22 protein-coding genes are annotated in these 18962 nt (G+C 63.5%); 13 read left to right on the top strand and 9 right to left on the bottom strand.

All coding sequences use genetic code 11. The features are described from left to right. The first annotated feature begins 434 nt into the window (after positions 1-434). Positions 435-872 carry a hypothetical protein gene (locus tag NKJ23_RS14780; protein ID WP_352680755.1) on the top strand — a complete coding sequence of 146 codons (438 nt, stop codon included), beginning with the start codon at positions 435-437 and terminating at the stop codon, positions 870-872. Positions 873-1362: 490 nt separating this feature from the next. Then, a complete protein-coding gene (locus NKJ23_RS14775; protein ID WP_352680754.1) occupies positions 1363-1959 on the top strand; it encodes a glutathione S-transferase family protein in 597 nt (198 codons plus the stop codon). 78 nt (positions 1960-2037) lie between these two features. Here the strand turns inward: NKJ23_RS14775 and NKJ23_RS14770 are convergent, their stop codons facing one another. After that, complete coding sequence (locus tag NKJ23_RS14770; protein ID WP_292662341.1) at positions 2038-2688, bottom strand: outer membrane protein; 651 nt, start codon at positions 2686-2688, stop codon at positions 2038-2040. A gap of 420 nt (positions 2689-3108) precedes the next feature. On the opposite strand from NKJ23_RS14770, the gene NKJ23_RS14765 reads away from it, so the two are divergent. The 7 genes from NKJ23_RS14765 to NKJ23_RS14735 all read left to right on the top strand — a co-directional run bounded on the left by NKJ23_RS14765 (position 3109) and on the right by NKJ23_RS14735 (position 8710). After that, positions 3109-3885: an SDR family oxidoreductase gene (locus NKJ23_RS14765; RefSeq protein ID WP_352569697.1), complete on the top strand. Its 777-nt coding sequence runs from the start codon at positions 3109-3111 to the stop codon at positions 3883-3885. Continuing rightward, on the top strand, positions 3882-5960 hold the full coding sequence (gene uvrC / locus NKJ23_RS14760; protein ID WP_352680753.1) for an excinuclease ABC subunit UvrC: 2079 nt from the start codon (positions 3882-3884) through the stop codon (positions 5958-5960). Before NKJ23_RS14765 ends, uvrC begins: the two co-directional genes overlap by 4 nt. Before the next feature lie 101 nt (positions 5961-6061). Beyond that, positions 6062-6658, top strand: a complete 597-nt coding sequence (gene pgsA / locus NKJ23_RS14755) for a CDP-diacylglycerol--glycerol-3-phosphate 3-phosphatidyltransferase (protein ID WP_352481786.1) — start codon at positions 6062-6064, stop codon at positions 6656-6658. Between the two features lies 1 nt (position 6659). After that, positions 6660-6917 (top strand): molybdopterin converting factor subunit 1, encoded by a 258-nt coding sequence (moaD, locus tag NKJ23_RS14750; protein WP_023677674.1) that lies wholly within the window; start codon positions 6660-6662, stop codon positions 6915-6917. Between the two features lie 3 nt (positions 6918-6920). Next, complete coding sequence (locus NKJ23_RS14745) at positions 6921-7400, top strand: molybdenum cofactor biosynthesis protein MoaE (protein ID WP_352680752.1); 480 nt, start codon at positions 6921-6923, stop codon at positions 7398-7400. Positions 7401-7478: 78 nt separating this feature from the next. Continuing rightward, positions 7479-8246, top strand: a complete 768-nt coding sequence (locus NKJ23_RS14740) for a YbaY family lipoprotein (RefSeq protein WP_352680751.1) — start codon at positions 7479-7481, stop codon at positions 8244-8246. 194 nt (positions 8247-8440) lie between these two features. Then, on the top strand, positions 8441-8710 hold the full coding sequence (locus NKJ23_RS14735) for a hypothetical protein (protein ID WP_023677671.1): 270 nt from the start codon (positions 8441-8443) through the stop codon (positions 8708-8710). 75 nt (positions 8711-8785) lie between these two features. Here NKJ23_RS14735 and NKJ23_RS14730 read toward each other — a convergent pair whose 3' ends face one another. The 5 genes from NKJ23_RS14730 to NKJ23_RS14710 all read right to left on the bottom strand — a co-directional run bounded on the left by NKJ23_RS14730 (position 8786) and on the right by NKJ23_RS14710 (position 12426). Next, positions 8786-9394, bottom strand: coding sequence for a class I SAM-dependent methyltransferase (locus NKJ23_RS14730; protein WP_352452956.1), 609 nt, complete (start codon positions 9392-9394; stop codon positions 8786-8788). A 258-nt stretch (positions 9395-9652) separates the two neighbouring features. Next, entirely contained in the window at positions 9653-10075 is a 423-nt protein-coding gene (ndk, locus tag NKJ23_RS14725) for a nucleoside-diphosphate kinase (protein WP_023677669.1), read from the bottom strand. Positions 10076-10320: 245 nt separating this feature from the next. Next, complete coding sequence (locus NKJ23_RS14720; protein WP_352680750.1) at positions 10321-10617, bottom strand: DUF1905 domain-containing protein; 297 nt, start codon at positions 10615-10617, stop codon at positions 10321-10323. Positions 10618-10765: 148 nt separating this feature from the next. Next, on the bottom strand, positions 10766-11401 hold the full coding sequence (gene bluB, locus NKJ23_RS14715) for a 5,6-dimethylbenzimidazole synthase (protein WP_352680749.1): 636 nt from the start codon (positions 11399-11401) through the stop codon (positions 10766-10768). Between the two features lie 314 nt (positions 11402-11715). After that, positions 11716-12426, bottom strand: coding sequence for a glutathione S-transferase family protein (locus NKJ23_RS14710; protein WP_352680748.1), 711 nt, complete (start codon positions 12424-12426; stop codon positions 11716-11718). A 73-nt stretch (positions 12427-12499) separates the two neighbouring features. On the opposite strand from NKJ23_RS14710, the gene NKJ23_RS14705 reads away from it, so the two are divergent. Then, a complete protein-coding gene (locus tag NKJ23_RS14705) occupies positions 12500-13012 on the top strand; it encodes a DinB family protein (RefSeq protein WP_254820279.1) in 513 nt (170 codons plus the stop codon). 14 nt (positions 13013-13026) lie between these two features. Continuing rightward, positions 13027-13326 (top strand): hypothetical protein, encoded by a 300-nt coding sequence (locus NKJ23_RS14700; protein ID WP_352594406.1) that lies wholly within the window; start codon positions 13027-13029, stop codon positions 13324-13326. A 57-nt stretch (positions 13327-13383) separates the two neighbouring features. On the opposite strand, the gene NKJ23_RS14695 is transcribed toward NKJ23_RS14700, so the two are convergent. The 3 genes from NKJ23_RS14695 to NKJ23_RS14685 form a co-directional block, all read right to left on the bottom strand. Next, complete coding sequence (locus NKJ23_RS14695; RefSeq protein WP_023677662.1) at positions 13384-13686, bottom strand: DUF982 domain-containing protein; 303 nt, start codon at positions 13684-13686, stop codon at positions 13384-13386. Between the two features lie 164 nt (positions 13687-13850). Beyond that, positions 13851-15932, bottom strand: a complete 2082-nt coding sequence (locus tag NKJ23_RS14690) for an ATP-dependent helicase (RefSeq protein ID WP_352680747.1) — start codon at positions 15930-15932, stop codon at positions 13851-13853. Between the two features lie 94 nt (positions 15933-16026). Then, complete coding sequence (locus tag NKJ23_RS14685) at positions 16027-16200, bottom strand: hypothetical protein (RefSeq protein ID WP_023677660.1); 174 nt, start codon at positions 16198-16200, stop codon at positions 16027-16029. Positions 16201-16332: 132 nt separating this feature from the next. On the opposite strand from NKJ23_RS14685, the gene NKJ23_RS14680 reads away from it, so the two are divergent. After that, positions 16333-16512, top strand: a complete 180-nt coding sequence (locus NKJ23_RS14680) for a hypothetical protein (RefSeq protein ID WP_023677659.1) — start codon at positions 16333-16335, stop codon at positions 16510-16512. A gap of 454 nt (positions 16513-16966) precedes the next feature. Continuing rightward, positions 16967-18844 carry an ABC-F family ATP-binding cassette domain-containing protein gene (locus NKJ23_RS14675; protein WP_352680746.1) on the top strand — a complete coding sequence of 626 codons (1878 nt, stop codon included), beginning with the start codon at positions 16967-16969 and terminating at the stop codon, positions 18842-18844. Positions 18845-18962: the final 118 nt, after the last annotated feature.

The raw sequence follows: 18962 nt of genomic DNA, 5'->3' as shown, positions 1-18962 counted from the left end.
CTTTTAGAAATGCGAGCTATCTGCTTACTTTCATCGCGTCGTGCAAGATAGTGCAGCGGCGTGCTCGTCGCGTTGCTTCCTACTTACCTGTAGTTTATCGTTTCGGACAAGACGAGGCGGGCGGCCGCCTTCGCTCTTGACAATGTTCGCGCCGAGCGTCGGACGTTGAAGCGCAAAGCTGGTCGAAAAGGTCCTGAGCTTGACGAGAAGACCGGTCGAGATAGAGCGACCAGAATTTCTGTCGCAGAACTTCGCTGCGGGACAGAAAGATTCGCAGCCGATTTTTGCGCGGGTAAAATGGTCGCGCGCTCGCCGTAACCGAAACTTAAGCTACAAAAATCATTCTAATGCTTCGCTGGCTAGCAAGCCGCGAGTCAGATATGCAATGCGCGCCGGGTCAATAACGGCCGTCGGCACAACGGAAGGGGCATGATATGGCTAAGCAGTCATCCAAAGCGCCGGCATCCAAGGCACCGGCAAAGTCACCGGCAAAGAAAGCACCGGCAAAAGCAGCCGCGGCAAAGGCCGCAACTGCTGTGAAGAAAGCAGCACCCGCGGCCAAAGCGAAGGCCGCTGCGCCTAAGGCAAAAGCAGCGCCGGCCAAAAAGCCGGCCGCCAAGGCCGCGGCAAAACCAGCCGTGAAGAAAGCAGCACCTGCCAAGGCAAAAGCAGCACCGGCCAAGGCCAAGGCTGCACCGGCCAAGAAGGCGGCACCGGCCAAGAAGCCGGCTGCAAAGGCCGTGGCGAAGCCAGCTGCGAAGAAGGCAGCACCGGCAAAGGCCGCCGCTGCGAAATCTTCTGCAGCAGTGAAGAAAGCAGCGCCCGCGGCCAAGCCGAAGGCAGCGCCCGCAAAGGCGAAGGCCAAGAAGTAGTCGCGGTCCTGCTGTCGCAGGGGACAGTACTCAAGACAGCCAGGGCGGGATGCCGGACAGGCGCCTCGCTTCTTGGTTGACAGTCGGGCAGGACCAGAAAGAGGCGGGAGGAAGACGTCTTTTCGCAGCTCCCAGGACTTCGCCATGCGGCGAAGTCCGGTGGGATTTTCGTGGCTGCCAAAACCAACCTTCGGTGCAAGGCCGAGTTGGTAGTTGCTCGGATCTGGATTGTCCGACCTGGTCGCGTCTGCCGTCGCACTGCGGCTCATCGCATCGAGATCGATGTCGAGACAATGGCTGCATGCTGGCGGCGCGGTTTTCCGCCTCTGGCCGTTGATGAACCCTGCACGATCGGTCAACAGTGCCCGCGCACGAGCCCCAATCGGAATCGATTTTCGGTGAGGGTCATGCGCGAAGTCACAATGCTACCGCGTCCTTTTGCGCGTCCAACAGGACGTATGGAGCTGTAGCCGGCAAACAGGAATCGACAATGCCCAGACTGCTCTACGCGTCTACTTCCCCCTACAGTTCCAAGGTGCGCATGGCAGCACTTCATGCCGGCATTGCGGTCGATCTCGTGCCGATAAAGACCGAGGAAAGGCCGGCCGAACTGATCGGCGCCAATCCGCTCGGCAAGATCCCGGTGCTGGTGCTCGATGACGGCCGCTCGGTCCACGACAGCCGCGCCATCACCCAGCATCTCAACCGGATGTCGAAGAACGCATTGTTTCCGCGCAATCCCGACAAGCGCCTTGAGGCGGAGGTGCTGGAGGCATTGGCCGACGGCATCTGCGACTGCGCGCTGTCGATGGTCTATGAGCGGCGCACACGGCCGGAAGAGATGGTCTACCAGCCTTGGCTCGAGCGCCAGTGGACGAAGATTTCGGCCGCGCTCGATCTGCTCAACGCGAACCCGCCGAAGCTGCCGAAGAAAATCACCCTCGGCCAGATCGCACTGCGCGCCTGCCTCGGCTATCTCTCGCTGCGCTTCGCTGGAAAATGGGAAAAGGGCCGCGGCCGGCTGACGCGCTGGGCGGCACGCTTCGACGAGAAATTCCCGGAGCTGAAGCCCGCCATCCCGGCTTGAGGACAAGCGGTCTCAACCGATGCCAACAAAAAAAGCCGGGCGCGAGGCCCGGCTTTTTCGTGTCGTGGCTTGGACGACTTAGAACTTCATACCGACGCCGAAGGTGACGCGATTGTCGGTCGACTTGACCTTGCCGATACCGTCGAAGTCCTTCCTGCCGAAGTCCGTGTAACGATACTCGACACGGCCGAACACATTGTCGGTGATCTTGATGTCGGTACCCACGCCGGCTGTCCAGCCAAACTGGGTGTTGGTGTCGCTTACGCCGGCAGCTTCAATCTTCTGGTTCTTCAGCGCGCCACCGGCGGTGCCGTAGAGCAGGATGTCCGGGGTGACAGCGTAGCCGAGACGGGCACGCAGCGAGCCCTCGAAGCCACCCTTGGCCTCGATGCCGGCATCGTCGCCCTTGACGCCGTTGTAGCCGATATCGGCTTCGGCACCGTAGACGAAGTTCTCCTGCTGCCAGTTATAGCCGCCGAAGACGCCGCCGACAAAACCCTTGGTGTCGACGTCGACGCCAATGTCTTTGGCTTTGGCATGGCCAGCGAAGCCGTAGCCGACGCTCACACCGGCATAGGGACCGGCCCAGGATGCGACCGGAAGTTCTGCGATCGGGGCAGGTGCCGGCGGCTCTTCCTGAACCACGTCCGCGGCATAGGCGGTTCCGCCGAGGGCGAACAGCCCAAACGCCACCGCGAGCGGTCGCGCAAATTTAAGATTGGCTTGCATTGTTCTTTACTCCTTAAGCCACAGGACACAGGCTTGTTTTTTCATGAGCGCCCTCAACCCGTCCGGGGGGTGAAACGGATCCGGCGTTCAACGGTTCCAAATGTCGTGTCGAAATGCGGCTGAAGCGAACCTGAACTTGGGTCATTACCTGGCACGAATGAGGCAGAACCTTGACGTTGCATCTTCGCAACAGCGAATGTCAGCAGGTTCGCCGTGCTGCACTGCACACGGCTTGGTGTAAGGGCTCCAGCGCCCTATATTGCGGGCGGGCTGGCCCGAATTCCGGTCGAGCCAAAACGCCTACCGGCCACTTTGCCACAATCCTGCCCCAGGTGGAAATGGGATTTAACACTTGGCGGGCCATAATTTGCCGGCGCGATCCCGGCAGGTCGGAATCGGCATCGGATTAAGGATTGACAGATGAGCAAGGTCGCCGCGACGGCACTGGTGACGGGCGGGGCGAAGCGGATCGGCAGGGCGATCGTCGAAGATCTTGCCGCGCATGGTTTTGCCGTAGCCATTCATTGCAATCGCTCGCTGGCCGAGGCGGAGGAACTGGCGGCCCAGATCACCAGTGGTCATTTTGGTCGACATGGCCGGGCCGCAGTGGTTGCTGCCGACCTGACCGACATGGACGCGGTCAGCAACCTTGTCGGCCGCGCTGCGGCGGCACTCGGGCCGGTGTCGCTGCTGGTCAACAACGCCTCGCTGTTCGAGCACGACAGCGTTGAGGATTTCGACTGGCCGGCCTGGGATCGCCATTTCGCCATGCATGTCAAGGCGCCGGCGCTGTTGGCACAGACTTTCGCCCGGGCCTTGCCGCAGAACAGTGAGGGGCTGATCGTCAACATGATCGATCAGCGCGTCTGGCGACCGACGCCGCGTTATTTCTCCTATGCGCTGTCGAAGTCGACCTTGTGGGCGGCGACCGAGATGATGGCGCAGGCGCTGGGTCCCCGCATCCGTGTCAACGCCATTGGTCCTGGCCCGACCTTGAAGAACACGCGCCAGCACGACAGCGATTTCGATGCCCAGATTGCCGGGCTGATCCTGAAACGCGGCCCGGAATTGCCGGAATTCGGTGCCACTATCCGTTATCTCTGGGCGGCACGCTCGGTCACCGGCCAGATGATCGCGCTTGACGGCGGCCAGCATCTTGCATGGCAGACGCCCGATGTGACAGGCATGACGGAATGAGCCCCATGGACCAGAAACAAAAAACGCGCGGTGGCGCCGACGACCTGCCGCCCGAAATCGACCTCGAGGACGAGGCGGCCGAGGAGGTCGTCGAGCCTGCAGCCAGCGGTCCGGACGTTACCTTCACCGCCATCGACTGGACCCCGCATGCCGGCGACGCCGACGGCATGGTCGGCGCCGAGGTGATCCAGACGCTGGTAAAGCGGCTGCCCAATGCGCCCGGCGTCTACCGCATGATGAATGCCGCCGGCGACGTGCTCTATGTCGGCAAGGCACGCAGCCTGAAGAAGCGGGTCACCAGCTACGCGCAAGGCCGGTTCCACACCAGCCGTATCGGCCGCATGGTGCGCGAGACATCGACCATGGAGTTCGTCGTCACCCGCACCGAGATCGAAGCGCTGCTGCTTGAAGCCAACCTCATCAAGCGCTTGCGGCCACGCTTCAACGTGCTGATGCGCGACGACAAGTCGTTCCCCTATATCCTGTTGACCGGCGACCATGTCTCGCCCGGTATTTACAAGCACCGCGGCGCGCGCTCGCGCAAGGGCGACTATTTCGGCCCCTTCGCCTCGGCCGGCGCCGTTGGCCGTACCATCAACTCGCTGCAGCGCGCCTTCCTGCTCAGGAGCTGCACCGACTCCTTCTACGAGAACCGCACCCGGCCTTGCCTTTTGTTCCAGATCAAGCGCTGCGCCGGCCCGTGCACCGGCGAAATCTCGCACGGCGACTATGCGAGGCTTGTCGCCGAGGCTAAGGATTTTCTCTCCGGCCGCAGCCAGAAGGTGAAGACGGAGATCTCCGCCGCCATGCAGCAGGCTTCGGAGAACCTCGATTTCGAACGCGCCGCCATCTATCGCGATCGGCTGGCGGCGCTGTCGCATGTGCAGAGCCATCAAGGCATCAATCCGCAGACCGTCGACGAGGCCGATGTCTTCGCCATCCATCAGGAGGGCGGCCAGGTCTGCATCCAGGTGTTCTTCTTCCGCACCGGCCAGAACTGGGGCAACCGCGCCTATTTTCCCAAGGCCGATCCGGCGCTCGAAGCCGGCGAGGTGCTGGGATCGTTCCTGGCGCAGTTCTACGACGACAAGCCGACGCCGCGCACCATCCTGTTGTCGCATGGCGTCGAGGACCAGGAATTGCTGGCGGAGGCCCTCTCCACCCGCGCCGGCCGCAAGGTGTCGATCTCCGTGCCGCAGCGCGGCGAGAAGAAGGACCTGACCGACAACGCGCTGCAGAACGCGCGCGAGGCGCTCGGCCGGCGGCTCGCCGAAACCTCGACCCAGGCGCGGCTGCTCACCGGCTTTGCCGAGACCTTCGGCCTGGAAAAGCCGCCGGTGCGCATCGAGGTCTACGATAACTCGCACATCATGGGCACCAACGCAGTCGGCGCCATGGTCGTCGCCGGGCCGGAAGGTTTTGTGAAGAACCAGTATCGAAAGTTCAACATCCGCTCGACCGAGATCACGCCGGGCGACGATTTCGGCATGATGCGCGAGGTGATGCAGCGGCGCTTTTCGCGGCTGTTGAAGGAACATGGCGATGCCCCGCATGCCGAGGGCGCGGACGAGGCGGGCCCTACCGGACCGGGCGACGATATCGAGGACGCCGGCGGCTTCCCGGCCTGGCCCGACGTCATCCTCATCGACGGCGGCCAGGGCCAGATGACGGCGGTGCGCAAGATCCTCGCCGATCTCGGCATCGAGGACCGCATTGTCGCCATCGGCATCGCCAAGGGTCAGGACCGTGATGCAGGCCGCGAACGCTTCTTCGTCAAGGGCAAGGCCCCATTCTCGCTGCCCGTACGCGATCCGGTGCTCTATTTCGTCCAGCGGCTGCGCGACGAGGTCCATCGTTTCGCCATCGGTTCGCACCGCGCCCGCCGCAAGAAGGAGATGGTCAAGAGCCCGCTCGACGAGATCAGCGGCATCGGCCCCGGCCGCAAGCGCGCGCTGCTGATGCATTTCGGTACGGCCAAGGCGGTCAGCCGCGCCGCCGTCGAGGACCTGGTCAAGGTCGACGGCATTTCCGAGCAGGTGGCGAAATTGGTCTACAATCATTTTCACGAGAGCTAAGCCCCTATTGCCGATATTTCGGCTGGCTAATCGATTCTGGCCTGTTGACCCCCCACATTCGCTTCTGATTTGACTAAGCAGGCAGAAAGAGTTCCCAAAACATGGCCCAGCGCGCGTTCAACTTGCCCAACATGCTCACTTACGCCCGCATCTTGGCGGTGCCGCTGGTGGTGCTGTGCTTCTTCCTGGAAGGCCATCTGAAATCGAGCGACTTCGCGCGCTGGTCGGCGCTCATCATTTTCCTGCTCGCCTCGATCACCGATTACTTCGACGGCTATCTGGCGCGCGCCTGGCAGCAGACCTCCAACATCGGCAAGATGCTCGACCCGATCGCCGACAAGCTGCTCGTCGCCACTTGCCTGCTGCTGCTCGCCGCCGACACCGATCGCCATGCCGGCATCGCCGGCTGGTCGCTGTGGGCGGCGATCATCATCCTGTGCCGCGAGATCCTGGTCTCGGGCCTGCGCGAATATCTGGCGGCCTTGAAGGTCTCGGTGCCGGTGACGCAGCTCGCCAAATGGAAGACCACCATCCAGATGATCGCCATCGCGTTCCTGCTGGCAGGTCCCGCCGGCGACAAGATCTTCCCGCTGACCACCCAGACCGGGCTGGTGCTGCTGTGGATCGCAGCCCTGGTGACGCTCTACACCGGCTACGACTATTTCCGCGCCGGCCTCAAGCACATCATGGATGAATAAAATGTCGACGAAGCTCATCTATTTCGCCTGGGTGCGCGAGCGGATCGGCAGACCGGAGGAAGAGGTCGAACTGCCGGCCGGCATCGAAACGGTCGCCGACCTGTTGCGCTGGCTGAAATCGCGCGGCGAGGAGTACGAGAACGCGCTGCAATATCCTGACGTGATCCGCGTCGCCATCAACCAGGAACATGTCGAGCACCGCGAGAAGATCGCCGGCGCGCGCGAGATCGCGCTGTTCCCGCCGATGACCGGTGGCTGAACCATGTCCGCGGTGGTGCCGGTCGTGCGCATCCAGGCGGAGGATTTCGACGTCGCCGCCGAGATCGCCAGGCTGACCAGGGGTCGCAACGATATCGGCGCTGTGGTGACCTTCTCCGGCCTTTGCCGCGACGAGCAAGGCAGGCTCTCGGCGCTCGAGCTCGAACATTATCCCGGCATGGCCGAAGCCGAGATTTCCCGCATTGCCGGCGAGGCAATCGAGCGCTGGCCGCTGCAGGGGCTCACCGTCATCCATCGCCACGGCAAGATCGCGCCCGGCGAAAACATCGTGCTGGTGGTGGCCGCTTCCGCCCACCGGCAGGCGGCGTTCGAGGCCGCGAATTTCCTGATGGACTATTTGAAATCACGCGCGCCGTTCTGGAAAAAGGAACACCATAGCGACGGTTCCGAGGGCGGCTGGGTCGACGCCAAGGAGGCCGACGACAAGGCGGCGAGCCGCTGGAAGCAGCCGCCGTCCGAATGAAATCCCGCATCCCATACCCTGCCGGCCATTCATTGACCGCAATCCTGCGAGACCCTTCGCCGGAAGGGGAGCAGGATCATGCTGGACAGGATCGCCGAGTTCTTCATCTTCGGGCTGGTGCCGCTGGCCGTCGGCATATTGGCCGTTCCGGATCGTTCCGCGGCTGCCGAAAAGACCCTCAAGGGCGAGGTGATGTATCGCGAGCGCATCGCGCTGCCCCCCAATGCCGTGCTTTCCGTGCAGCTTGCCGACGTGTCGCTGGCCGACGCGCCGGCCGCAATCATCGGCGAGCGCAAGGTGGTGCCGGCCGGCCAGGTGCCGATCAAGTTCGAGATCAGCTTCGATCCGCAGGTGATCCGGCCTGATATGACCTACGCGCTGCAGGCGCGCATCACTGTCGACGACCGGCTGCTGTTCGTCACAGATGCGCGCCACCAGGTCGACCCGCTCAGCGACGCGCCACAGACCATCATGCTGAAAATGGCGGCGCCGAGCGATGCGCCGGCGGCAGCTTCGGTGTTCGGCCAAAGCTGGCTGGTCGAATATATCGACGGTGTCGGCGTGATTGCCGAGCCGCGGGCGACATTCCGCATCAGCGAAGCCGGCAAGGCCGGCGGCAGCGGCCCTTGCAACGTCTATTTCGCCACTGCCAAGGTAGACGGCTCGATGATCGCCATCAGCGACATCGGCTCGACCTTCAAGGCCTGCGCGCCTCAGGTCATGGCCGAGGAAAAGGCGCTGTTCGAGGCGCTGGCCAAAGCGGCATCCTACCACGTCGACGCCGGCAAGCTTGTCATCATTGACAGCGGCGGCCGCGACATTCTGCGCTTCAACGCCGCGAGCTAGCGCATCACCCAAGCCGATTACTCTCTGCGGCAGCTGCATGCCGATCACATTGTGTTTCAGCGGGAATAGGCCGGGCAGAGGGCGCGTTAGTTCCACATAAAATGGCGGGTAAGGCAAAAGGGACGTTGTCCCTTCGTTGAAGCCGCCAGAATGGCTGCGGCTCGTTCTGGCCTTAACTCAAAAGGAGTCCAGACATGAAAACGCACACGCTTATCCTTGCCGCCACCGGTGCATCGCTCCTTGCCTTTACCGGCCTTGCCAAGGCGGACGACCATCTCGTCAATGCTCTTGACCACGGTCTCAAAGCGGACAGCCAACCGTTCCAGACCAACAAGGCCGGCCATAGCGGCGATCTCGCACCGGGGCAGGGCAGCCCGTTTTCAGGTGAAGAGACCAAGACCCCGTCCACCGACACGGAAGCGGCGAACGAACATGCGAACGTGAAGGAACGCGAGGCGAAATAGACTGGCAGAACCCGCCGCTAGGGGGCGGCGGGCGACATGTATCGGGCGGCGATGCCGCATCTCCTGCGATATTTCTCAATTCGTCGCGAGTTTGAATACCGCGCCATAGTGATAGGGCGGCACATCAACCAGCTCGGCGAGCTTGAACCCGCTCGCTTCCACCGACGCGGTGGTCTGTTCGGGTGACAGCCTCAGCTCGGTCTTTGGCCCGCGCGGCTCGCCCAGGACCGTGGTCTGCTCGCGCGGATACTGGTGCCAGTTGACGATGGCAAAACGACCGGCAGGGCCAAGCGTCGCGCGCACGGCGCGGGCAAGCCGCGGCCGATCCGGAACGCCGTGGAAAGCGTTGGCGATAAAGACGAAGTCGACGGTTTGAGGCACCAGCCTGGCAAGTTCATAGGCGTCGCCCGCCAAAAACTCGCAATTGCTCGCGCCTCCTTCGGCCAGCCGCAGCCTGGCGACTTCGAGCAGATCGGCATCAATGTCGATAGCGATCACATGACGGGCGACCCTGGCGATTGGCAGCGTGAACCAGCCGTCGCCGCAGCAGAGATCGACCACGTCCGTGCCGGGCTTCATGCCGACTGCCGCCAGGACACTGGCAGGCTCGGGCCACAGCGCTTCCCACCAGCCGCTGGTTGGCATTTCGGTGCCTTGGAAGAAACCGGGAATGGTGCTGGTCATGGCCTGGTCGGCTCCATTGTCGGGACCGCGTTTGATCCGCCCCTCCGAGCTTAACGCACCCGTGACCCGTCGAGGAGCCTGAAGCTGAAAATGTCCGCCACTGCATGTCGCGCAAAAGTGTGCGGCGGTTTTGCGATAACGACATGCATCAAGACAAGAAACCTGACGCGCGTCGCAGGAGGCCGGTCGAACGCGACGCGCTTTAGCAAAAAAGGCCGGCGTTGTGCCGGCCTTCTTGATGGGGTTCGGGATGCCGGCTCAGCCGACGATCTCGGTGTCCGAGAACCAGTATTTGATCTCCTGCGCGGCGGTTTCCGGCGCATCGGAACCGTGCACGGAATTCTCGCCGATCGACAGCGCGTGCAGCTTGCGGATGGTGCCTTCGGCGGCGCTTGCCGGATTGGTGGCGCCCATCACTTCGCGGTTCTTGGCAATGGCGTTCTCGCCTTCCAGTACCTGCACGACTGTCGGGCCCGACGACATGGATTCGACCAGCTCGCCGAAGAACGGACGCTCCTTGTGGACGGCATAGAAACCTTCCGCCTCGCGGCGGCTCATCCACACCCGGCGCGAAGCGACGACGCGCAGGCCGGCATCTTCCAGTATCTTGGTGATAGCGCCGGTGAGATTGCGACGGGTCGCGTCCGGCTTGATCATGGAAAAGGTGCGTTCGAGCGCCATGGGATCGTCCTTGTGATGGAGAGTGGAATTGAGGGTGGCGGGCTCTATACAAGCCGCCCGCCGCCTTGCCAAGGGGAGGCCGGCGCGGCGCGCATTTCTGCGCTGGGGCGGCGGACTTTCAAGTCGAACCATGCCGCCGCTCCATCTTTTTGCTGAGCATCGGATTTTCCAGAAACCGGTACTCACTTTGGGTCCGATCGACTGGCCGCCCTATAGCGCGTCGTCGTCAGCCTGACCCAACGTCGTCATAACTGCATCTCGATCGTCAGGTTTGCCGTGTCGCCAGCTCCGAGGCCTTCGCGGACCCGCACCGCGGTCTTGATCGGCAAGAGCAGGCTGCCGGATTTCTTGTCGGGAAACAGCGATGTCCGCCATCTGGTCTGGCCGACGACGGCTTCCACGCCAAGCGAGCCCCAGGGCCTTGCCATCCCCACCATCGCCGTCTTGATCCGGGCTCCAAGCTCCGGCGGCAGCGTCACGAAATGCCAGCCGCCCTTGCCCGGATAGACCCAGATCTCGGCCTGCATGTCGTAGCGAAACATTCTATGCCCTTCCTCAGGTTAAGGCCGTCACGACTGGCTTTGCCATGGTGTCTTGTTGGCGATGCTGACGATCGGCGAAAATCATCCAGAATATCCATTCTGCCCTGCAAGGGAGGAGCGCAAAGAGGATGGCAGCGCCGCGGTTGCACTACCGCCTTATCACGATCGAAGCGCGCCGGACCTCCCAGCCTTCCCGTTCCAGTTCCGGCACACTGTGTTCCTCCGAGGGATAGCCGACGCAGAAATAGCCGATCAGCGTCCACTCCGCCGGCACGTCCATGATCGTCGCCATCTCGGCCGGATCGAGGATCGAGACCCAGCCCATGCCTATTCCTTCGGCTCGCGCCGCCAGCCACATCGTGTGGACCGCCATGACAGCGGAATAGTCTATGGTGGCTGGCATGGTCAGGCGGCCAAGCCCATGCCCTTGCTCGGTTGCGCGGTCGGCGAAAACCGCAAGCTGGCAGGGCGCCTCATTCAGGCCGGCAAGCTTCAGGCGCGAATACAGGGCGGCGCGTTCACCGCAAAAGCTTTGGAGTGCCTCCTCGTTGCAGCGCTCGAAGCAGGCCCTGACGGCGGCGCGGCATGCTTCGCTCTCGGCGACGACGAAGCGCCAGGGCTGGCTCAGCCCGACGGACGGTGCGGCGCTGGCAAGCTCGAGCAGCCGCTCTAGCGCTCCATCGGGGAGCGGCGTCGGCTTGAATCGCCTGACGTCGCGCCGCCACAGGAAGAGGTTGGCGAGCGCAGCGCGAAAATCGGCCGGGAAATCTGGGTTTGCGATCATGGCGCGCTGCCTTTGTTGTGATTGCCCGGTTCGCCGGATGTTCGTCTTGTTTGCTTCGATCCAGGCGCTGATGAGGCGCTTCGAGCGACACTTCGTCTACCCGCATTGTCGCATTTCGCCGGCTGGCAACTTTCAGCTAAAGCCGGACGACGTCCCTGCCGGCAACGCCGTTGGACCTCGATCGGCAAAACAAAACCCGCCTCGGCAAGCCGGGCGGGGCGTCGGTGCGAATCATCACCATATCGAGATTAGTAGCATAGCTGCCGGCACAAAGCAAGAACAAAATGTGGCGCCTCCGATGAAAACTGCCGATTTCAACTCTCGAGCGGGGCGATCGCTGCCGGCGCGACCGTGCGGCCGAGGCCGCCATGCAGATCGAGGCATCGTTCGAACCATTGCGCCACGACATCGCTGTCGTCGAGCAGCCGGTAGGGCGTGGCGATGCGCGCCCATTGCAGCGCGCCGAAAACGATGTAGTCGGCAAATAGCGGCGACCGGCCGCCGATGAAGGGCTGATAGCCAAGCATCGAGCGCAGCGGCTCCAGCGAGGCGCGGAAGCCGGCGAGCCCGCCGTCGCGGGTGGCGTAAACCGCCTCCAGGCGCTTGCCGAAGCGCTGCTCGCGGTTCTGCCGGAAATAGGCGGCGTTCGCCTCGTCCTGCATGGCGTGCAGGTCCAGTATCGCAGCGGTGGTGACGTAGGGATGGATGGTCAGCTGCGACCAGCGTTCGATGAAGCGCGCCGTCGCCTTACCGCCGTCGCCGGAAAACAATGTCGGGCGCTCAGGATAGGCCTCCTCGAGATAGAGCGCGATAGCGAAGGAATCGAAGACCACCGTCTCGCCGTCGCGGATCACCGGAACGAGCTTCGAGACGCCGCCTTCCACCTTCGGCACTTCAAGAAAACGGGTCGGCACGCTGGTGATGTCCAGCCCTTTGTGAGCCAGCGCCATCGCCGCCTTCCAGCAATGTGGGCTGAACGGGCGGGCGGCGTCGCGTCCGACAAGGTCGTAGAGCAGAATGGTCATTGGCGGCAGCGTCCTTGCAGTCTAACTATGGCCGAAACAGACCCGCGCAGGGGGTCTCGCAGGTCGAGAGAAAATGAAACAGCATTTCAGGATGTTTGCGGCCTACAATCAATGGGCCAACGGCCGCATCTACGATGCCGCCGCCGATCTCGACGAGGAAGAGTTCGACCGCAATGTCGGCGTCTTCTTCGGTTCGATGATGGGAACGCTCAACCACCTCCTGGCAGCCGACCGTATCTGGATGAAACGCTTCACCGGCGAGGGCGACGCGCCGGCAAGGCTCGACACGATCCTGCACCGCGCCTTGCCAGGCTTGCGGCTGGCGCGCGAGGCCGAGGACAAACGGATCATCGACTGGGTCGACGGCCTGAGCGACAAGGCGCTGTCGGGCCGCTTCTCCTACATGACCGTCTCGGATATGCGCACCGTCTCGCAGCGGCTGGCGCCGGCGCTCGACCACTTCTTCAACCACCAGACCCACCACCGCGGCCAGGCGCATGCGATCCTGACCATCCTGGGCAAGCCAAGCCTCGGACTGGACCTGACGATGTTCCAGCGCAGCGAGGAGGGCAGGGCTTTCGCCTGAACCTGGGGCGGCTGGTGACGCGGACGGTGGATAGAGGACGATCTGCCGAGATTGCAAAACGCGCCAAAACATTTTATGGAGCGGACGGTCGTGAGGGCGGCCGCTTCAGCAGCATTCAGCAGCAACAGCGAGAATTGGCACGCATGCCCAATGAACCCTTGCGCCTCGTGGCGTTCTTCGCCGTGGTCCTGGCGCTTCTCAACTCCGGTTATTATTTCCACCAGGGCGACATCGTCGCGACCATCTATTTCATGATCGGCGCCATTCTTGTGACCGCGGTCACCCGGATGAGCATCAGAAGGCAGCTGATTTAGGATCCGCCGGGCCAGCACTGGTGACCGGAATCCGGCCGGCCATGACGAAGAGTCTTGTCAGGCGGCGTAGCCGCCGAGGCCCCGGGCGACCGGCTTGACCGAGACTGCCGGCTGGGCGGCCGGCCAGAGGATGCCTGCCGTCACGGCGAAGGTGATCAGGGCGTCGCGTGCCGCTTCGGCCGAGATATCGCCGGCACGTGCCGCCTCGCAGGCCTTCACCGCGGCGCCATAGCTCAGCCGGCGGCGCGAAGGCGGGAACTCGGTCAGGAATTCGTGCATCTCGGAGAACGAAGCGATCGTACGCTTGTAGCCGGCGCCAACGGTTAGGGCGACCGGGGTGGAAAACGTCCTGTCGTGCATTCTGGCCTCTCGAATGGGCGGAGGTCACGGCGGACGCCGTTCTCCGGTCTGGGGGTCGGGCAGAAACGCGGATCACGGCGCGAGGTTCCATGTTGCCGGGATTGTTTTTTCGCCGGCTCTGGGAGCGGTCGCCGGGCGAGCAGCGCCGACGTCGAGGCGGGTGCCTATTTCCACATGCCGCGCATGCGGGCGCCGAGGTCGACACGCACCTGCGGCTGGCGGCGCGGATCGTCTCTGGCCTGGACGCTGGCCCATGCCACCTGCTCGAAGGCGCCGAGGATAGAGCGCGGGATGAAGCGCGTGCGCGAGGCATAGACATGGCGGTCGCCGCGCGCCGCCTGGCCGTGGACGAAAAAGCGATGCGGCATGACCAGGTGCAGGCTGTCCTTGGCCCGCGTCATCGCCACGTAGAGCAGCCGCCGCTCCTCGTCGACGTCCTCCTTGCTGCCGACGCCGAGATCGATCGGGATGCAGCCGTCGACGGTGTTGAGCACGAAGACGTTCTTCCACTCCTGGCCCTTGGCCGAATGGATCGTCGACAGGATCAGATAATCCTCGTCGCGGTGCGGCGGGCCGGCCTCGTCGCTGGTCGCGTCCGGCGGATCGAGTGTCAGCTCGGTGAGGAAGCGCTCGCGCGACGCATAGCCGGAAGCGATCTGCTCGAGCTGCAGGAGATCGGCCCGGCGCGTCGTTGCATCCTCGTGGATACGTTCCAGATGCGGCTCGTACCAGAGCCTGACCTGTTCGATGTCGGCCGGCCATTTTTGTGCGCCGGCGCGCAGGCCGCTATAGAGCGCGACAAAGCCCGGCCAGTCGTCGGCGGCACGCTGCGGCGGCCGATAGCGGGCAAGCCCCATCGTCTCGTCAAGCGAATTTGCCATGGTCTCGACGATCGCATTGGCGGCCGAAGGGCCGATGCCCGGCAGAAGTTGCAGCACGCGAAAGCCGGCGACGCGGTCGCGCGGGTTTTCGGCAAAGCGCAGCACGGCCAGCATATCCTTGACGTGGGCGGCATCGAGGAATTTCAGCCCGCCGAACTTGACGAAGGGGATGTTGCGGCGCGTCAGCTCGATCTCCAGCGGGCCGCTATGGTGCGAGGCGCGAAACAGCACCGCCTGTGCTTTGAGAACGGTGCCGGCCTCGCGTTCGGTGAGTATCGCCTGGCAGACATAGCTCGCCTGCTCGGTCTCGTCGCGCACACTCACCAGCTTCGGCTTTTCCGCCGATTTGCGCTCGGTCCAGAGATTTTTGGTGAAACGCTCCGAAGCTTCGCCGATCACCGCATTGGCGGCCGCCAGGATGGTCTCGGTCGAGCGGTAGTTGCGCTCCAGCATGACGACTTCCGCCGGCTGCGCGAACTGCTTCGGAAAATTCAGGATATTGCGCACTTCCGCGGCGCGGAACGAATAGATCGACTGCGCGTCGTCGCCGACCACCGTCAGCCCAGATCCGTCGGGCTTGAGCGCCGTCAGGATCGATGCCTGCAGCCGGTTGGTGTCCTGGTACTCGTCGACCAGCACATGGTCGAAACGTGCACCCAGATGCGCGGCGATTTCCGGCTCGCCGGCCATCTGCGCCCAGTAGAGCAGCAGGTCGTCGTAATCGAGCACGTTCTGCGCCTGCTTGGCCTCGACATATCGGGCGAACAATTGCTTCAGCTGTTCGGCCCAGCCGGCGCACCACGGGAACACCGAACCCAGCACCTCGCCGAGCGGCGCCTGTGCGTTGACGGCGCGCGAATAGATCGCCAGGCAGGTGCCCTTGGTCGGGAAGCGGGCTTCGGTCTTCGAAAACCCAAGCTCGTGGCGGGCGAGGTTCATCAGGTCGGCGGAATCCTCGCGATCGTGGATGGTGAAGGCCGGATCGAGACCGATCTCCAGCGCATAATCGCGCAGCAGTCTGGCGCCGATGCCGTGGAACGTGCCGGCCCAGCTCAGCGCATCGGTAATCACCGAGGCATCGCGCCCCAGCACCTCGCCGGCGATGCGCTCGACCCGCTTGGCCATTTCCGCTGCGGCACGGCGCGAAAATGTCATCAAAAGAATGCGGCGCGGGTCGGCACCCCTGACGATCAGATGCGCGACCCGGTGCGCCAGCGTGTTGGTCTTGCCGGAGCCGGCGCCGGCAATCACCAGCAACGGTCCGGCGATCTTGCCGTCGCCATGTTCGACGGCAAGCCGCTGCTCGGCGTTGAGCTTCGCTAGATAGGCCGGCTGGAAGGACGAATCACGGGCGGCGAGGTTCATCGCCCATCAAGCATCGTTTCTGCTTTGTTCGCAACGGTTTGCGGAGCCGGAATAGGGCCCGTGAGCGAAGAAGCCTTGCGGGCAGGCCTGTCGACTAACGCTCGGGCTCGACGCCCATCCTTGCCGATTGGCGCCGCAGCGCCTCGCGATCGTCCTGTGGCGGCGGCAGCAGCAGCGGATCAAAATCGTCGGGCACCTCGTCGATCACTTTCTTGGCGACGCGATAGGCGACATAGACGATTGCCCCGGCGATGAGCAGACGGATCATGCCTTCCTCCATTGATTGTGCAGCAACCGGAGACGCGGCATTTTGTTCCCCGGCTCCTCGGCTAATGCGAGAACGACGCCGGCCGCGCAACCAAATCGCCGACGCCTCGTTGTCGGGCGAGAGGAGACTGCGATGAAAAAGCGCTCAATCCTGCTGCTTATGGCAGCTCTGACGGTTGCGGGTTGCGACAACAACATCCAGCCGACCAAGGCCCCTGGCGACACGGTCGATCAGAACCCGCAGGTCGACAAGAATCCGGTGCCGAAGTCGACGACCGGCGGCGATCAGCCCGGCACGCCGCCGAAACAATGACCGCCTCAGATGGCGTCGGCTCCGGTCAAGGAAGGTGGCCGGCGCCGCTTGGGAGGAAGCTGATGGCGCCGGCCAGGCGGAGATCAGGCCCGCCGCACATCCAAGGATAGCCGAGTCTTTCCGCAGCGTCATGGTCGATAGCGTACAGACGGCACGCCCCTGTGGACAAACCTGCCGGCCACAGCAGCGTTTGTTCATCACATAGTTCGTTCTTCCCATGGAACAAACCAAGCTGCTGCGTGTTTGGATGTCGATCGGACGCTCCCAAGGCCGCCGTTCACGAAAGAGCCCGCTCTCCTTGTCCCCCCTCAGGATAGCGGGTTCTTTTTGCGTTTTGCGGGAAGTCGCGGCGCGCGGGGTCGACATCACCAGCTTTGTCGGTTTTCGCGGCTTATGCGGCGAACCGGGGCTCAAGCCCTTGCGAAGCATGGTTGTCCCGTGCAAAAGCCCGGCCATGCTGATCATCAACGACCTTTCGCTCCGCATGGCCGGACGCCTGCTTCTCGACCATGCCTCACTGACCTTGCCGGCCGGCAGCAAGGCTGGCCTTGTCGGCCGCAACGGCACCGGCAAGACGACCCTGTTCAAGGCGATCACCGGCGATCTCGCCTCCGAGACCGGCTCGATCAGCCTGCCCAAGAACACGCGCATCGGCCAGGTCGCGCAGGAAGCGCCGGGCACCGAGGAGCCGCTGATCGAGATCGTGCTCAAGGCCGACCTTGAGCGGAGTGCACTGCTCGAAGAGGAAAAGACGGCGACCGATCCGCACCGCATCGCCGACATCCACATGCGGCTGGCCGATATCGATGCGCACTCGGCCGAGTCACGCGCGGCCACCATTCTCGCCGGCCTCGGCTTCGACGATGCCGCGCAGCGGCGCCCGGCCTCGTCCTTCTCCGGTGGCTGGCGCATGCGCGTCGCGCTGGCCGCCGTGTTGTTTGCCGAGCCCGATCTGCTGCTGCTCGACGAGCCGACCAACTATCTCGACCTCGAAGGCACGCTGTGGCTGGAAAACTACGTGTCGAAATACCCGCACACCGTGCTGCTGATTTCGCACGATCGCGACCTGCTCAACCGCGCCGTCAACTCGATCGTCCATCTCGACCAGAAGAAGCTGACCTTCTGGCGCGGCGGCTACGACCAGTTCGAGCGTCAATACACCGAGCAGCGCGAATTGCAGGAGAAGGGCCGGGTCAAGCAGGAAGCCGCGCGCAAGCACATGGAATCCTTCGTCGAGCGCTTCCGCGCCAAGGCGTCGAAGGCGAGGCAGGCGCAGTCGCGCATCAAGGCGCTGGAGAAGATGAAGCCGATCGCCGCGATCGTGAACGACACGGTGCGGCCGTTCTCCTTTCCGGAGCCGGTGAAGTCGGTGGCCTCGCCGATCATTGCGCTGAACAACGTCAACGTCGGCTACACCGAGGGCGAGCCGATCCTGAAGAAGATGACGCTGCGCATCGATGCCGACGATCGCATCGCGCTGCTCGGCGCCAACGGCAACGGCAAGTCGACTTTCGCCAAGCTTTTGGCCAGCCGGCTGAAGCCGGAGACCGGCAGCATGACCGTGGCGCCCGGGCTGAAGGTAGCAATCTTCGCCCAGCACCAGCTCGACGACCTCAGGCCGGACGAAAACGCCTATGAGCATGTCCGCCGGCTGATGCCGGAAGCGCCGGAATCGAAGGTGCGCGGTCGCGTCGCCCAGTTCGGCCTGACCACCGAAAAGATGAACACCGCAGCCAAGGACCTCTCCGGCGGCGAGAAGGCGCGGCTCCTGATGGGACTGTCGGCCTTCGAGGGGCCGAACCTTTTCATCCTCGACGAGCCGACCAACCATCTTGATATCGACAGCCGTGAATCGCTGATCCATGCGCTGAACGATTTTCCCGGCGCGGTCATCCTGATCTCGCACGACCGCCATCTGCTCGAAGCGACCGCCGACCGGCTGTGGCTGGTCAAGGACGGCGCGGTTAATCCGTATGACGGCGATCTCGAGGATTATAAGACGCTGGTCACCGGCGTCTCCGGCGACCGCCGCGGCAAGCGCGAGGCGGACAAAGCCTCGAAGGCCGACCGCCGCCGCGACGCAGCCGCGCGCCGCGCCGCCTTCGAGCCGCTGGCCAAGGAAATCCGCGCCACCGAAGCGCTGATGGACCGCCTCCGCAAGCGCATCGACCTGATCGAGGACGAGCTCGCCAATCCGGCCGTCTACGAAAAGGACCCCTCGACCGCGACAAGGCTGGCCAAGGAGCGCTCACAACTTGCGCAACAGCTGGCCGGCCATGAGGAAAAATGGCTGTCGATGTCGGCGGAGTACGAGGAAGGCACGGCGGAGTAGCAAGAGCGCAATCTCCCCCCTCGCGGGTTCCCGCCTGCCTGACAGCCATTTGGAGCCGCCGGTCGTTGGAGTTTGATCAAGAGCGAGTCACACCGACGACGTAGCGATTCTTCACGCC

This window comes from Mesorhizobium sp. M0184 (assembly GCF_040322215.1).
In the GTDB taxonomy this organism is placed as follows: domain Bacteria; phylum Pseudomonadota; class Alphaproteobacteria; order Rhizobiales; family Rhizobiaceae; genus Mesorhizobium.
The sequence above is the reverse complement of the archived record's forward strand: the minus strand, read 5'-3'. Positions and strand labels throughout refer to the sequence as shown.

What these genes read in the sequence shown, in the direction of transcription:
- NKJ23_RS14735 (WP_023677671.1), top strand. Translation starts at nt 8,441, where the DNA reads ATGAAAACGCACACGCTTATCCTTGCCGCCACCGGTGCATCGCTCCTT.
- NKJ23_RS14765 (WP_352569697.1), top strand. Translation starts at nt 3,109, where the DNA reads ATGAGCAAGGTCGCCGCGACGGCACTGGTGACGGGCGGGGCGAAGCGG.
- NKJ23_RS14770 (WP_292662341.1), bottom strand. Translation starts at nt 2,688, where the DNA reads ATGCAAGCCAATCTTAAATTTGCGCGACCGCTCGCGGTGGCGTTTGGG.
- NKJ23_RS14695 (WP_023677662.1), bottom strand. Translation starts at nt 13,686, where the DNA reads ATGCACGACAGGACGTTTTCCACCCCGGTCGCCCTAACCGTTGGCGCC.
- NKJ23_RS14685 (WP_023677660.1), bottom strand. Translation starts at nt 16,200, where the DNA reads ATGATCCGTCTGCTCATCGCCGGGGCAATCGTCTATGTCGCCTATCGC.
- NKJ23_RS14780 (WP_352680755.1), top strand. Translation starts at nt 435, where the DNA reads ATGGCTAAGCAGTCATCCAAAGCGCCGGCATCCAAGGCACCGGCAAAG.
- NKJ23_RS14690 (WP_352680747.1), bottom strand. Translation starts at nt 15,932, where the DNA reads ATGAACCTCGCCGCCCGTGATTCGTCCTTCCAGCCGGCCTATCTAGCG.
- NKJ23_RS14745 (WP_352680752.1), top strand. Translation starts at nt 6,921, where the DNA reads ATGTCCGCGGTGGTGCCGGTCGTGCGCATCCAGGCGGAGGATTTCGAC.
- NKJ23_RS14680 (WP_023677659.1), top strand. Translation starts at nt 16,333, where the DNA reads ATGAAAAAGCGCTCAATCCTGCTGCTTATGGCAGCTCTGACGGTTGCG.
- bluB (WP_352680749.1), bottom strand. Translation starts at nt 11,401, where the DNA reads ATGATCGCAAACCCAGATTTCCCGGCCGATTTTCGCGCTGCGCTCGCC.
- NKJ23_RS14675 (WP_352680746.1), top strand. Translation starts at nt 16,967, where the DNA reads ATGCTGATCATCAACGACCTTTCGCTCCGCATGGCCGGACGCCTGCTT.
- NKJ23_RS14775 (WP_352680754.1), top strand. Translation starts at nt 1,363, where the DNA reads ATGCCCAGACTGCTCTACGCGTCTACTTCCCCCTACAGTTCCAAGGTG.
- NKJ23_RS14740 (WP_352680751.1), top strand. Translation starts at nt 7,479, where the DNA reads ATGCTGGACAGGATCGCCGAGTTCTTCATCTTCGGGCTGGTGCCGCTG.
- ndk (WP_023677669.1), bottom strand. Translation starts at nt 10,075, where the DNA reads ATGGCGCTCGAACGCACCTTTTCCATGATCAAGCCGGACGCGACCCGT.
- uvrC (WP_352680753.1), top strand. Translation starts at nt 3,882, where the DNA reads ATGAGCCCCATGGACCAGAAACAAAAAACGCGCGGTGGCGCCGACGAC.
- NKJ23_RS14710 (WP_352680748.1), bottom strand. Translation starts at nt 12,426, where the DNA reads ATGACCATTCTGCTCTACGACCTTGTCGGACGCGACGCCGCCCGCCCG.
- NKJ23_RS14730 (WP_352452956.1), bottom strand. Translation starts at nt 9,394, where the DNA reads ATGACCAGCACCATTCCCGGTTTCTTCCAAGGCACCGAAATGCCAACC.
- moaD (WP_023677674.1), top strand. Translation starts at nt 6,660, where the DNA reads ATGTCGACGAAGCTCATCTATTTCGCCTGGGTGCGCGAGCGGATCGGC.
- NKJ23_RS14720 (WP_352680750.1), bottom strand. Translation starts at nt 10,617, where the DNA reads ATGTTTCGCTACGACATGCAGGCCGAGATCTGGGTCTATCCGGGCAAG.
- NKJ23_RS14705 (WP_254820279.1), top strand. Translation starts at nt 12,500, where the DNA reads ATGAAACAGCATTTCAGGATGTTTGCGGCCTACAATCAATGGGCCAAC.
- pgsA (WP_352481786.1), top strand. Translation starts at nt 6,062, where the DNA reads ATGGCCCAGCGCGCGTTCAACTTGCCCAACATGCTCACTTACGCCCGC.